Genomic DNA, 12,980 nt, shown 5'->3' with positions numbered 1-12,980 from the left:
CGCGTGGCTTCACGACAGGCCTTGCTTGCTAGAACTCTGACTCCCACCCAAACACTGACCAAGGTCAGAGCGAGGTGGATTCACCGTCTGCTGTCCTGCGGCTTCTGATGCAGGTCCTGGCTCTTCGACCACCAGACAAAATACAGCGAGCCCATCTTCATCACAGGCACGCGGCGGTCGCGTTCCCGCGCTCGCAACTCACGATAGGTCTTCATCTTCAGAGTGCCGCCAGGCAACCTGATACGCACTGCCATCGGTCCGCCTCCCGTTGTGCCACGCAGCAATTTTCGTGCAATGCGGTAAGTAGAGACCTTCCGTTACGGGAGAGTCAACAGCAGCGTCATCAACTTATTTTGCGAGCTCGCCTGTGGAGGTCGGGGCGGGCTTTCCCAGGCGCATGGCAAGCCGAAAAAATTGGGGCGTCACCCTGGCGACTGGTCGCCAACCAGGCGCTGGCGGTTCGACCACCAGGTGAAATAAAGCCGGCCGAGCTTGACGACGGGAATGCGGCGGTCGCGCAATTCGCGGTACACTTTCATCTTCAGCGTGCCGCCTGGCATTCTGATACGCACTGCCATCGCTTCCGCCGCCCCAAATTGTGCAATGCAGCATCAAAGACCTTCCGTCGCGGAAGAGTCAACGCCCGCCCGCCGACTTTTTCTGGGATTTGTCGAGCGGTCTCGGAAGTTTTGGCACGCACGGCGGTTCCTGATCCTGCACGGAAACGTCACGCCCAGCCGGGATCGTTGGGTGCGGGGGCTATTTCCTGGGCGAGGACTTGTTGGGCGAGGATGGGCGATCGGACATCCCGCTCGGCCACCAGATGACGAAGTAATTGCCGACCTGCCAAACCGGCACCTCGCGCTTCTGCTCGCGCCGCCGCAGCTCGTCCCTTTTCTTGATCTTCAAAGTCCCGCCTGGAAGCCTGATTCTTATCGTCACATGTCCTCCCGCACCCCTCCAGGTACGACGATAGGCGTAACAGTTTCATCCCGGCTAAGCAATTTCATCCAGGTCGAGCAATTTCGGGCGCGATAGACTCGGGAACCGGGACGTGAGCGAAATCGCCGGAATCGGCTTCATTTGAAGAAATCCGCAATGCCGTCGATGGCCAGCACCGCATAGACGATCGGTCCGGCGATGAACGCACAATAGAGACAGAGGATCGCCGCCAGCACCAGTAGCAGCGGCTTGTCGCGGCCGACGGCGCGGAGCTCGGACTTCACCGTCCAGCGCGCCGCGGCGGTTTGTTCATCATCAGACATGTGCACCATCCCGTCGCCATTTCACACGGCGGATCGAAAACATCAACCTTCCTTGCCACGCGGAGGAATCGTCGGCGGGATCGATTCACGCTCTGGCTTTCGCAGCCTGCACTGCCGCTTGCGCGGCGGCCAGCCTGGCGATCGGCACCCGGTAGGGCGAGCACGAGACGTAGTCGAGGCCGACCTTCTCGCAGAAATGGATTGAGGCTGGGTCGCCGCCATGTTCGCCGCAAATGCCGAGCTTGATGTCGGGCCGCGTCGCCCTGCCCTTGTCGGCCGCCATCCGCACCAGCTCGCCGACACCCTCTATATCGAGCGACACGAATGGATCCTGCTCGATGATGCCTTTTTGCCGGTAGGTCTCAAGGAACGAGGCCGCGTCGTCGCGCGAGATACCGAACGTGGTCTGGGTCAGGTCGTTGGTGCCGAAGGAGAAGAATTCGGCCGCCTCCGCGATAACGTGGGCGCGGATTGCGGCGCGCGGTAGTTCGATCATCGTGCCGGTCAGATAAGCGATTCTGACACCGGTCTCCTCCATCACGCTTTTGGCGACGGCGTCGATGCGTGCCTTGACGAAGTCGAGCTCCTTCACCAGCCCGACCAGCGGCACCATGATCTCCGGCACCACCAGCGCGCCGGCCTTCCTGCCGGCCTCGACGGCCGCCTCGAAAATGGCTCGTGCCTGCATCTCGGCGATTTCGGGATACGAGACGGCAAGCCGGCAGCCGCGATGGCCGAGCATCGGATTAAACTCGTGCAACGCTTCGGTGCGCCGCCGGAGCTTGTCCGGCGACACCTTCATGGCGGCGGCGACCTCGGCCACCTCCTCCTCGGTCTTGGGCAGGAATTCGTGCAGCGGCGGATCGAGCAGGCGGATCGTCACCGGCAGCCCGGCCATGATCTCGAACAGTTCGAGGAAATCGGCGCGCTGCATCGGCAACAGCTTGGCCAGCGCCGTTCGCCGCTCCTTTTCCGTATCGGCCAGGATCATCTCGCGCATGGCAACGATGCGGTCGCCGTCGAAGAACATGTGCTCGGTGCGGCAAAGGCCGATGCCTTCGGCGCCGAAGGAGCGCGCCATGCGCGCATCCAGCGGCGTCTCGGCATTGGTGCGCACCTTCATGCGGCGCGCCCCGTCGGCCCATTCCATGATGGCGGCGAAATCACCCGAGAGTTCCGGCTGCAGCATGGGTACAGCGCCCTTCAGTACCTGGCCGTTGCCGCCGTCGATGGTGATGATCTCGCCCTTGCGGAAGGTCGCTCCCATCGCCATCAGCGTGCCGGCCTTGTAGTCGACGCGCAGCGAGCCTGCGCCCGAAACGCAGGGCTTGCCCATGCCGCGCGCAACAACGGCGGCGTGGCTGGTCATGCCGCCGCGCGTCGTCAGGATGCCTTCGGCCGCATGCATACCATGGATGTCTTCGGGGCTGGTCTCGATGCGCACCAGGATCGCCTTTCGGCCTTGTGTCTTGGCCTCCTCGGCGTCGTTGGAGGAAAACACGATCTCGCCGGTGGCAGCGCCCGGCGAGGCCGGTAGGCCAACGCCGATGATGTCGCGCGCCGCCTTCGGATCGATCGTCGGATGCAGCAACTGGTCGAGCGAGGCCGGATCAATGCGGGCGACGGCCTCCTCCTTCGAAATCAGGCCATCCCTGGCCATGTCGACGGCAATCTTCAGCGCCGCCTTGGCGGTGCGCTTGCCGGACCTGGTCTGCAGCATCCACAATTTGCCGCGCTCGATCGTGAATTCGAGATCCTGCATGTCGCGGTAGTGCTTTTCCAGGCGGTCGGAGATGCTGACGAAAGCCTGGAAGGCATCCGGCATCAGCTTCTGTAGCGACGGCTTGTCGGAACCGGCGGCAATGCGCGCTGCCTCGGTGATGTTCTGCGGTGTACGGATGCCGGCAACGACATCCTCGCCCTGGGCATTGACCAGGAACTCGCCATAGAGCTGCTTTTCGCCGGTCGACGGGTTGCGGGTGAAGGCAACGCCGGTGGCCGACGTGTCGCCCATATTGCCGAAGACCATGGCCTGGACATTGACTGCCGTGCCCCAGCTTTCGGGAATGTCGTGCAGGCGCCGATAGGTGATGGCGCGGTTGTTCATCCAACTGGAAAACACCGCGCCGATGGCGCCCCACAGCTGCTCGTTCGCATCCTGCGGAAACGGCTTTCCGAGCTCCTCCTCGACCTTGGCCTTGTAGAGCGCGATTACGCCTTGCCATTCGATTGCTGTTAGCTCGGTGTCGAGCTCATGGCCGAGGCCGCCCTTCTGGTCTTCGAGGATCTCCTCGAACACCTCATGGTCGAGGCCCATAACCACGTCGGAATACATCTGGATGAAACGGCGATAGCTGTCATAGGCAAAGCGCGGATCGCCTGAATCGGCGGCCAAGGCTTCGACCGTCTCGTCGTTGAGGCCGAGATTGAGCACGGTGTCCATCATGCCGGGCATGGAAGCGCGGGCACCGGAGCGCACCGACACCAAAAGCAGTTTCGACGGATCGCCGAAACGGCGCCCGGTCAGCCGGCCAATATGGTCGAGGGCAACCGAAACATCCGTCTCCAGTGAGGCCGGATAGGTGTGGCCGTTGGCGTAATAGGCGTTGCAGACTTCGGTGGTGATGGTGAAGCCCGGCGGCACCGGCAGGCCCAGGCTGCACATTTCGGCAAGGTTGGCGCCCTTGCCGCCGAGCAGATTGCGGTCGCCCGCGCGACCTTCCGCGGTGCCATCGCCAAAGGTATAGACCCACTTGGTCATGCTTGCTCCCGGGTTGCAGACGGATGGAAATATTAGCCAATCGAGCGATATGATGGTGCGGTGCGAAAGGCAAGGCATCGGCCAAGCCGGCCGGCCCGTACAAATCGATTAAGGAAAAGCGGCGCCGAAAAGACTTGCTTTTTGGAGAGCTTTGTTTGAGAACATAACGAGAACAAATGGACAGAGCGATGAGAATGGCCGGAAAGCTCGATGTTTGGAAATGACTGCGACATGCAGCACGCTGGACAGCCTGAAGGCTTTCTACAGCGCGGCCTTTTCGTGGTCGTTCACCGATAATAAGGGGCCGACTTATTCAGCCTCTGCCGAAGGGCTTGACGTCGGTTTTCGGGCGGATGGCCAAGATGTGCCGGCCAAGCCGCTGCCGGTGCGCTATTCCGAAAGGCTGGAGGAAACGTTGAGCGCCTTGAGAATGCCGGCGCCACCACTCGTCAGGCCGATCTTGTCATTTCCCGGCGCCAGGCAGTTTCCATTTCGTCGACCCAGCGGATAATTGGCAGCTTAGGTGAATAGGCCCGTTGAATCTGACGATTGCAAGACCGGTGAATCGGTCGCGCGTAGTCAATTTGTCGGGATTGAGCTTTCCCTCGGCTCGTCCTATAAGGCCGCGCGCACAGCGGGCACGCTCCGGCTGTTGGGGCGTCGCCAAGTGGTAAGGCATCGGTTTTTGGTACCGACATTCCCAGGTTCGAATCCTGGCGCCCCAGCCAAGTTCAAGAGTGTACGGCCCGAAGACATGGGTAACAGTTTGTACCTAAGACATGGGTGACAACCTCGTGCCGAACGGGTTGTCGATGGTCTGCAAGGTCCTCTGTTCCAGGTCGATATATCCCAGATCATAGGCATGAAGGAGACGAGCCAAGGTGCATGCGCTCGTGGCGGCCGTTCTCGTGCGGGTTGCCAGGCCGGATGCGCTCGATCGCGATGCCGAGCCTCAGCCAGAACACCGACAGCCTCGATAGATTGTAGAGGCCATTGGGGCTTGCGAAGGGAAGGCCGTTGTCGCTTCTAATCGCTTCCGGCAGGCCACGTTCCTTGAAGAGCCGGACGAAAGCCTCTATGACCGGACCCTCCTTTGTCGATTCAATGGCCTCGCAGGCCAGCAGGTAGCGCGAGGCCTGGTCGGTGACTGTCAGCGGGTAACAGTAGCGGCCATTGCCGAGCTTGAACTCGCCCTTGAAGTCGGCGCACCAGAGATCGTTGGGCCGCGTCGCCTGTGACAGTTGCGTGCCCACGGCCTTGTTCGCCCGGTTCCTCTTGCGGGCCTGGCTCACAAGGCCGTGGCGATCGAGCACAGCATGAACGGTGCTCTTGGCCGGAATGCGCACATCGCCTGCGAGCTTGCGCACCAGCAGCTCGCGTATCTTCCTGGCGCCCCAGTGCGGCTTCTCCCGCTTGCTTTCTACGATCATCCGCTCGATCTGGGCCGGCAACTGGTTGGCATAGCGAACCGGCCGGCGCGAGCGGTCCGTCAGGGCTTCGAGGCCCTCATCCTTGTAGCGATTGTAGATCTTGTAGCCCGTCTTGCGCGAGATGCCGAACTCCCGGCACACATCGCTCATGCCTTCCCCGTCGAGAAGACGAGCTACAAAACGAAGACGTTCCTCCATCACCGAACACTCTCTCCACGGCATCAACACCTCCGGCCAAAAGCCAAAAGTGTTACCCATGTGTCCGGTACAAAACGTCACCTATGTCTCGGGTCGCTCAGAGGTCCATTCTGGACACATAGGTTACGGTTTATACCTATTGACCTTGCCCCTCTGATCTAATCCGGTTTGAAGTTCGTTCTGGCCCATCGAGAGGACCAGGACATGAAACGCAGCCGCTTCTCTGAAGAGCGGATCATCGGAATTTTGAAGGAACACGAGGCCGGGGTATCGGTTGCCGATCTGTGGCGCAAGCACGGGGTCAGCCACGCCTCGATCTACAACTGGAAGGCCCGCTTCGGCGGGATGGATGTGTCCGAGGCTCGGCGGCTGAAGGCGCTGGAGGACGAGAACACGCGGCTGAAGCGGCTTCTGGCCGACGCCATGCTCGACAATGCCGCGTTGAAGGAGTGTGGGAAAGAAATGGTGACGCCCGCGGCCAAGCGGAAAGCTGGGCAACGTCAACTGCCTTTGCCTTTCGTGATGGTGGCGCCACAGCCGGTCCGGCCGATGCCTACCTGGAGCCTGGCGATTCACTGGCGTTGACTTCCAAGGTTGGCGGAACCGCGGCCATCTCTGGCCTCGGCTTCACCGTCGATTATCCAATACTAGGGCTTCCGGAACACATAGAGCCGGGTGTGAAAGCTGAACGGGCTGAGCACCCTATCCACGCCGGTCCTGATCATGCGGGCCAACGGGTGCTTCATTTCGTAGAAAGCCTGTAGAGGACTGCGAAGGAAGCCAGCCTCATCCTTCATGCCCTTGAAGCCACCACGCGGCTTGGATGATGTGAACTGGAAACCGTGCCGCTCGAAGCCCTGCACGATCGATTCCGGCGACAGGATGAACTGGTAGAAGCCGCTGAGATCACGGCCCACGACTGAGGGATAGCCGCCAAGCCATGCCTTCAGCCGGCGCAGCGGCGACATCGACGGGACGGTGACGAAAGCATAACCGCCGGGCCGCAGCACTCGGCTCATTTCGGCGAGGATCTGATCGTAGCCGTCGTAAAAGTGCTCGATCACACCAAGCGACCAATAGCCATCGAAGAAACCATCCGGGAACTGGCGAAGGTCCCGGACATCGCCAATCGAGACCTTCAACTCCGGGGCAACACTGTTCACCAGATCGACGGTCTTCGGCGCGTAGTCGATCCCGTAGGCCTCGAAACCTGAGTGGTGAAGCCCGAACACGGTCTGGGCAAGACCACAGCCGGCATCGATTACCTTCGAGCCTTTGGGCAATCTGGCTGCCGTCTCACGGACGACGAAACGATCTTTGCGCCGGACGGCCACGGCGGCCACGTCGCTGGACCAATGGTCATCCCAGAAAATTTCATCAGCGGGGCGGCCAACATAAACGAGCCGCTTGTTCGGCCGGTCGGCATAAACGGAAACGCCTGAGCGCTGCATGTGAGAGCCCGCCTTCACGGTTCTGTGCGGATATCGGCCCGTTAAATCACAGTTTATTTACACCAGCAACATGCCCTCCCAGACGGTTAACCACCAGCGGAGATATGCAAATGCCCCTGTCCAAATCCCCATACGACGCCTGGTTCGGCGGCCTGGTACGTCAGTCCCAAAATCAGGGACCGCCTGACCTATTCGACGAGCGCCGCCTCGCCGTCGGGTGGGGTGACGCCGACCTTCATCGGCAAATTCCATTTCGATACCGCGCTAATTCTAGATGTCGACCGGGCTACCAACACCGACTGGAGAAGATCACCAACTGATCTGTCCGAACGGAGGGAGGTAACGATGCTGAGTACTGGAGTAAGCGCGTAGCTGATGCCGTTCAGCGCTGGTAGTTCCAAGGCATGAGCGCCTCGATATCGCTGTTTGGCCAGCCATTGGCGATACGCTCGAGGGTCTGGGTGAGCCAGGCGTGCGGATCGATCTGGTTCATCTTGGCGGTGGTCAGCAGCGTGGCGATGGTGGCCCATGTCCGTCCGCCGCCGTCGCTGCCGGCAAAGAGGCTGTTCTTTCGGGTAATTGTCTGTGGCCGGATGGCGCGCTCGACGGTGTTGGAGTCGATTTCGATGCGGCCGTCGGTAAGGAAGCACTCGAGCGCGGCACGCCGGCCGAGCGCATAGCGGATCGCCTCGGCGGGCTTCGATTTTCCCGACAGCTTCGGCAGCTCCTTTTCCCACAGCGCAAAGAGAGCGGCAACGACGACGGCGGATTTCTCCTGACGCGCAGCTATCCGAAGTACCGGGTCCTGGCCGCGCACGGCCTCCTCGGCGGCCCACAGCGGGGCCATCTGCGCCACCGTCTGCGAGGCGATAACGGAGGAGCCTGCGGCATGCAGTTCGTAGAACTTGCGCCGCACGTGCGACCAGCACGCCGCCAGCGTCACGCCGTCATTGCCCCGATCCGATCGGGCCAGCCGGTTATAGGCGGCGTATCCGTCGACCTGCAGGATGCCGCGATAGCCGTCCAGATGGCGGGCGACGCATTCGCCGGCACGGCTGTCTTCGAAGCGGTAGGCGACGATGGGCGGTCCGCTGCCACCGAACGGCCGATCATCGCGCAGATAGGTCCAGAGGTAGGCCGTCTTGGCCTTGCCCGATCCTGGGGCCAGCGTTGGCAGGGTGGTCTCATCGGCAAAGACCCGCTCACCCTGCTTGATGCGGGTCAGTGCGTAATCGGCGAGCGGCTCGAGCTCGAAGCCAACCTTGCCCATCCACTGCGCCATCTGTGACCGGTCGATCTCGACCTGATCGCGGGCATAAATCGCTTCCTGGCGGTAGAGCGGCAGGCCATCGGCGTATTTGGACACTGCGATCTGCGCCAGCAGCGCTTCGGTCGGAATGCCGCTTTCGATGATGCGGGCGGGAGCGGCTGCCTGGATAACGCCGTCCCAGCCCTTGTAGGCATATTTGGGGCGACGCGTGACGATCACCCGGAACTTCGCCGGGGTGACATCGAGCCGTTCGGAGACGTCCTCGCCGATCAGGATCTTTTCCAGCGCTTCGCAGCCAGCAGGCGTTTCGGGCTCGATAACCACCTCGACCCGTTCGAGATGGGCCGCAAAGCCTTTGCGAGGACGCGGAGCGCGCTTCGCTTTCGAGCCGCCCGCAGACTTCTCCATCTGCGCTTCGATGGCCGCCACGCCGGTTTCGATCTCGTCGAAGACCAGCGCATACTGCTCCTCGCTCAGCGCACCGGTCCGCAACCTTTCGGAGCGGCTGCCGAAGCGCGCCCGCTCCAGCATCTTCACCACCGCGGTCAGCCGTGCAATCCGCTCATCAGCGCTCTTGTTGACCAACTCGAGATGGAGGTTGCGCTCCTCCAGAAGGGCGGCCTTTTCGGCCATGGCAACAACCATCGCCTTGAGCGCGTCAACGTCGTCCGGGAGCGCGAGTTCGGGTGCCGACATGGCCAAAATCAGAGCATATTCGCGGGCAATTTTCCCGCTTTTTCAGCTCCCTGATTCATCATGCCGCAGGGTTTTACCCAGCCGATTGCGGCCGCCTGACGGTCTCAGTCCGAACCCGTTTCCAGTCCATTCCGTCAACCAGAGCCATGAGCTGAGCATGATTGAGCTGGACCCGGTGGTGGCCGATCCGCGGCCAGCAGAACTTCGCGTCGTCCAGTCGCTTGGCATAAAGACACACGCCGCTGCCGTCCCACCAGACGATCTTGATCCTGTCCGCTCTTTTGGCGCGGAAGACATAAAGCGCGCCGTTGAACGGATCCGAGCCGGCATCGCGCACCAGTGCCAGTAGGCCGTCGGGACCTTTTCTAAAATCGACGGGATGACTGGCGACCAACACCTTCACGCCGGCCGGGATCATGCCTGGCGAACCGCCCGGATGATCCGCACCAGCTGCTCCTCATTGATATCGGCACCGGCGCGAATGACCACGCCACCCAGCTCGATCTCCACCGACGCAGACGCTGTCGGCGTGACCTCGACAAAGCCGAGCCGAGCCGCATCTCGCTGCCGCCTGACCGCACCGCTCTTGATCGCCTTGCGCCGCCAGCCGAACAGCTGCGAGCTCGCCAGTCCAGCCTGGCGCGCGATCGCCGACACGTTCGCCCCTGGCTTCAGGGACTCTTCAACCAGCCGTGCCTTCGCTTCCGCCGACCAGCGCCGCCGCGGACGCTGCGGACTTGCGTCCAGCCGGTTCGCAACCGCCTCAAGGATATGGAAGCTCCTATCATCAGGCATAGGCGCAGACATAGAAATTGACACTGCAAGCTCCTCAGCTCCTTCAGTGTCACTATCTCTCGCTCATCACCTCAAACCGCGCCAGATGGGGTCAGCTTGGCGCTTACGTACTGGAACGGATCGGTCTGGCTCGATCACTACGGGTGGCAAGCGCAGGCGCTGTCCGCCATCAATCCAGACCGTCGCGGCCTCAACGGCCAGAACATCTCCACCGGCGACCTCTGGATAAACGAAGCCGGAGCACCGCAGCGGCCGACACCGCCGGCTCCTACCGCGTCCAGTCCGGCGATACGTTCCAGATAGGATCGAAGCACCGCCTACTTCACAGCGTTTCCGCACACATGACGCGACAGGAGATGCCGACAATGCCGAGCAACTCGGACAGAACCTTATGGCGCCGGTAATCATCGAGCACGACCCGGCCACACCACCGGCCGCGCCTGGTCCGGCAGCACCAGCGCCGGCTGGATCCCAAATCGGTACGCAGAGGTACGAAAACGCCTGATGGATTTGCTACATGAGGTGGGTCCAGCATCACTAAACATGGCCCAGCAACCTGCTATGGCCTAGGCGTTTCGATGCACGCGTCTGGTCGGGGACATTACTCCGACTGTACTTCCGTCCGTCGTTCGCAAAGGGAAGAGGTACATTGCGATCCACACTAAGGCGTATGCGAGCATAATAGGCCTCATCAGCGCAAGGACGTTCTCCGGACTGTTTCGGTGAGCATAGACGCCGAAGGTCGCCGCCAGAATTATGAACAGAAAGAACGTCATTCCCCGGCTACGTTGAATCATATTGTTCAAGAAAACCAAAGACAAACCGTAAACCGTCCCGCCGATGATTACCCCAGCTATACCGAACATCGACCACCAATGCGCCCAAAAATTCGACGCGAGCCCATAAGTCGCATAGCTGATCACTTGGCTTTGTATTAGATCATTGTACCCAGTGCTGCCGAAGCCGAAAGCCGAGGGCATCACCAAGAACTGCGCCAAGCAGTCCCGAACGGTCGCCCACGGGGAATAGGAAACATTCAACGCGAGAACTCGTTCCAGTAACTCGTGCGTGCCGAAAGCTTCCCAACCCATCTGGAATGACATGGTCGACATGCTGTTAAAGACCTCGCCGAACGAGGCTCCGGTTTTCAACGCTACATAAAACGGCTTGGCCAAAAAAATGATCGCAAGGACCAGGCCGGCACCAAACCATGCCTTCGCAGCGAACACCGCTCGACCAATTGGCATTCCCCAACTCAGAGATACAATTACGCTGACCATAGCGATGACCGGTGTTGTGCGATCACCAGCCACTATGTTGACCACTATCATGGCCCCGAAAAAGACACTGTAGATTTTGCATAATCGCGACCACATGAAAAAGTACGCTGCCACCAAGAGACCTAAGGCATTGCTCCATTTCCAGATTAGCCAGTCAACTCCGACCAATGAACTTAGATCTGAGCGTGTTTGCAGGAACCAACCTGTGCCGTATCTAACGACGAACGACGCAAAAAGGCCCATGCTGAGAACGAAGGTTATGGTTAGAAATCGATCGATATAGCGAGGGTGCGAGTAGATTCGAACTTCCTCCCGATTTATTGCGTGAAAAGCATTTGCAGTGATGATCGATAATCCAAACGCAATCCATACAACCGCCATGACCATCGTGGCCCGATCTGATGTAGGGGCGAAGTAACCTGTCATACCAGCCGTCGCAACTGGACTGGTAAGCCCGACGAGTGCCGGGAGGGTGTACGAAAACAACCCAGCGACCCCAATCCACGGGACCGAAACGTTAGGGAAATTTGTAAGACATATGGTGATGGTACCCACCACAGCGACCCACAAGACCAGTATCAAGCTGTATCCTCGCTGAAGTTGATGATGACAGCTAGTCGTTGCTAGCCGCTTCAACACGGAAATTACCCTCTTCGCCAACGGCGGTCTAGAGAGCCAGCTTTTCTGGGCGCACAGACTGCCCGCTTGATTCTCGGGGTATCGAATGCATTCGTAGCCGCTGAGCTAACCACGTGTCTAGGCTTGGGGCTGGTGCGAGCAGAGCCTTCGGTTTGACCGCAATGTTCACTTACCAAGCCATCATTGAGAACAATGAGGTTGCACTCAGTCACCGAAGGACAGCTTTTTTCGTCACTTTGCTTGCCGTTCTCGTGCTAGCGCTTTTACCCGTCTCCCGGCTTGAGAAATTCGGGTCAACATAGGATTCCACTACCACAAGCTAAATCATGCGACCGCGTTCGCAGTACCAATGTTTATTGGAGCTATTGGTTGGCAGAACGAAAGGCGACTCTGGTAGTTTTGGTGGTTACCAGCGTGATTAGGAGGGATCTTGACGTGCTTGATCTGGCCGCTGACTGCATCGGAATTTCGTGCGGCCTGATATTTCTCAGCTGTCCCTTCACAGCTGCCAATCTGGAAAAATCAGTGATAGTGAAGTAGGTCTCGCTCTCGGTTGGCCAGCAGACGGGGCTCAAGGCTTTACCTCGTCCCATTATCAGTTGTGCTTTGCAAGGCGATCGCGCAATTCAAGTCAGGACACCGATTTGCCGGCTTGTGGTCGCGGGACAGCTTTCTTCGCGCGCCTCGACGCTTCGCGCCGGGTTCAGCAAGTGCCTACCTATCTCCAATATACGAGGACGGATGTTTCACCGGATACGTGCTGTGTCATCCAAAACGCCCCGTCGGCTAGCCCTTCTTGGGCCCTGGCCACCTGGACTCGATGCGCGTTGAGTTGGACAGGACCGGCATGAAAAATGGAGAAGTGAGGCTTTCCATTGGTCCAATGGACTCGTCCGGCCGGCGATCCGCCAAAGAAAATCGCTGATAATCTCGAGGGCGGTGCCACATCGAGCCAACCCATCAGACGCAACTCACAAACGAGTCCTCTGCACCGGATTGCAAGTGCGCCCTGTCATGGTGCATCTGTGCAGGATAGTCCGGCTGATACCGGACGAAATGGAATGTGATTTTTCGCGACAGCCCGGCAGTCTCTAAATAGCGCCGGGTTTGAGGTCGGAATCGGGGGCAAGCGCCATGTGCGGTATCGTTGGAATTGTCGGTAACTCGCCGGTCGCGCCGCTTATCGTCGATGCGC

Annotated in this window: 10 protein-coding genes, 1 tRNA gene and 2 pseudogenes; 2 read left to right on the top strand and 11 right to left on the bottom strand. The window is 60.0% G+C overall.

Annotation, left to right across the window (positions count from 1 at the left end):
* Positions 1-80: 80 nt before the first annotated feature.
* The 5 genes from NKG60_RS28925 to ppdK all read right to left on the bottom strand — a co-directional run bounded on the left by NKG60_RS28925 (position 81) and on the right by ppdK (position 4,026).
* Positions 81-254, bottom strand: coding sequence for a hypothetical protein (locus NKG60_RS28925; RefSeq protein ID WP_352465314.1), 174 nt, complete (start codon positions 252-254; stop codon positions 81-83).
* 168 nt (positions 255-422) lie between these two features.
* Complete coding sequence (locus NKG60_RS28920) at positions 423-578, bottom strand: hypothetical protein (protein ID WP_352976272.1); 156 nt, start codon at positions 576-578, stop codon at positions 423-425.
* A gap of 181 nt (positions 579-759) precedes the next feature.
* Positions 760-909, bottom strand: coding sequence for a hypothetical protein (locus NKG60_RS28915; RefSeq protein WP_023721750.1), 150 nt, complete (start codon positions 907-909; stop codon positions 760-762).
* A 170-nt stretch (positions 910-1,079) separates the two neighbouring features.
* A complete protein-coding gene (locus tag NKG60_RS28910) occupies positions 1,080-1,265 on the bottom strand; it encodes a hypothetical protein (RefSeq protein WP_352493321.1) in 186 nt (61 codons plus the stop codon).
* Positions 1,266-1,350: 85 nt separating this feature from the next.
* Entirely contained in the window at positions 1,351-4,026 is a 2,676-nt protein-coding gene (gene ppdK, locus NKG60_RS28905) for a pyruvate, phosphate dikinase (protein WP_352976270.1), read from the bottom strand.
* Between the two features lie 653 nt (positions 4,027-4,679).
* Between ppdK and NKG60_RS28900 the strand changes: the two genes are divergently transcribed.
* Positions 4,680-4,754 (top strand) — tRNA-Gln (locus NKG60_RS28900).
* Between the two features lie 150 nt (positions 4,755-4,904).
* Here the strand turns inward: NKG60_RS28900 and NKG60_RS28895 are convergent.
* Positions 4,905-5,678: pseudogene (locus NKG60_RS28895) on the bottom strand (helix-turn-helix domain-containing protein); the annotation flags it as partial.
* A gap of 180 nt (positions 5,679-5,858) precedes the next feature.
* Here NKG60_RS28895 and NKG60_RS28890 point away from each other — a divergent pair.
* Positions 5,859-6,146, top strand: a pseudogene (locus tag NKG60_RS28890) (transposase); the annotation flags it as partial.
* Between the two features lie 155 nt (positions 6,147-6,301).
* On the opposite strand, the gene NKG60_RS28885 reads toward NKG60_RS28890, so the two are convergent.
* The 5 genes from NKG60_RS28885 to NKG60_RS28865 all read right to left on the bottom strand — a co-directional run bounded on the left by NKG60_RS28885 (position 6,302) and on the right by NKG60_RS28865 (position 11,572).
* Entirely contained in the window at positions 6,302-7,105 is an 804-nt protein-coding gene (locus NKG60_RS28885; protein WP_352493675.1) for a class I SAM-dependent methyltransferase, read from the bottom strand.
* A gap of 382 nt (positions 7,106-7,487) precedes the next feature.
* Positions 7,488-9,071, bottom strand: coding sequence for an IS66 family transposase (gene tnpC, locus NKG60_RS28880; protein ID WP_352747989.1), 1,584 nt, complete (start codon positions 9,069-9,071; stop codon positions 7,488-7,490).
* 73 nt (positions 9,072-9,144) lie between these two features.
* Entirely contained in the window at positions 9,145-9,489 is a 345-nt protein-coding gene (tnpB, locus tag NKG60_RS28875) for an IS66 family insertion sequence element accessory protein TnpB (protein ID WP_287281401.1), read from the bottom strand.
* On the bottom strand, positions 9,486-9,866 hold the full coding sequence (locus NKG60_RS28870; protein WP_352671857.1) for a transposase: 381 nt from the start codon (positions 9,864-9,866) through the stop codon (positions 9,486-9,488). Before NKG60_RS28870 ends, tnpB begins: the two co-directional genes overlap by 4 nt.
* 566 nt (positions 9,867-10,432) lie before the next feature.
* Positions 10,433-11,572 (bottom strand): hypothetical protein, encoded by a 1,140-nt coding sequence (locus NKG60_RS28865; RefSeq protein ID WP_352493676.1) that lies wholly within the window; start codon positions 11,570-11,572, stop codon positions 10,433-10,435.
* Between the last annotated feature and the right edge of the window lie 1,408 nt (positions 11,573-12,980).

This window comes from Mesorhizobium sp. M1428 (assembly GCF_040317515.1).
Taxonomy (GTDB): domain Bacteria; phylum Pseudomonadota; class Alphaproteobacteria; order Rhizobiales; family Rhizobiaceae; genus Mesorhizobium.
The sequence above is the reverse complement of the archived record's forward strand: the minus strand, read 5'-3'. Positions and strand labels throughout refer to the sequence as shown.

Excerpts from the sequence above, each read along its gene's own strand:
- NKG60_RS28925 (WP_352465314.1), bottom strand. The coding sequence starts at position 254 with ATGGCAGTGCGTATCAGGTTGCCTGGCGGCACTCTGAAGATGAAGACC.
- NKG60_RS28920 (WP_352976272.1), bottom strand. The coding sequence starts at position 578 with ATGGCAGTGCGTATCAGAATGCCAGGCGGCACGCTGAAGATGAAAGTG.
- NKG60_RS28910 (WP_352493321.1), bottom strand. The coding sequence starts at position 1,265 with ATGTCTGATGATGAACAAACCGCCGCGGCGCGCTGGACGGTGAAGTCC.
- ppdK (WP_352976270.1), bottom strand. The coding sequence starts at position 4,026 with ATGACCAAGTGGGTCTATACCTTTGGCGATGGCACCGCGGAAGGTCGC.
- NKG60_RS28885 (WP_352493675.1), bottom strand. The coding sequence starts at position 7,105 with ATGCAGCGCTCAGGCGTTTCCGTTTATGCCGACCGGCCGAACAAGCGG.
- tnpC (WP_352747989.1), bottom strand. The coding sequence starts at position 9,071 with ATGTCGGCACCCGAACTCGCGCTCCCGGACGACGTTGACGCGCTCAAG.
- tnpB (WP_287281401.1), bottom strand. The coding sequence starts at position 9,489 with ATGATCCCGGCCGGCGTGAAGGTGTTGGTCGCCAGTCATCCCGTCGAT.
- NKG60_RS28870 (WP_352671857.1), bottom strand. The coding sequence starts at position 9,866 with ATGCCTGATGATAGGAGCTTCCATATCCTTGAGGCGGTTGCGAACCGG.
- NKG60_RS28865 (WP_352493676.1), bottom strand. The coding sequence starts at position 11,572 with ATGACAGGTTACTTCGCCCCTACATCAGATCGGGCCACGATGGTCATG.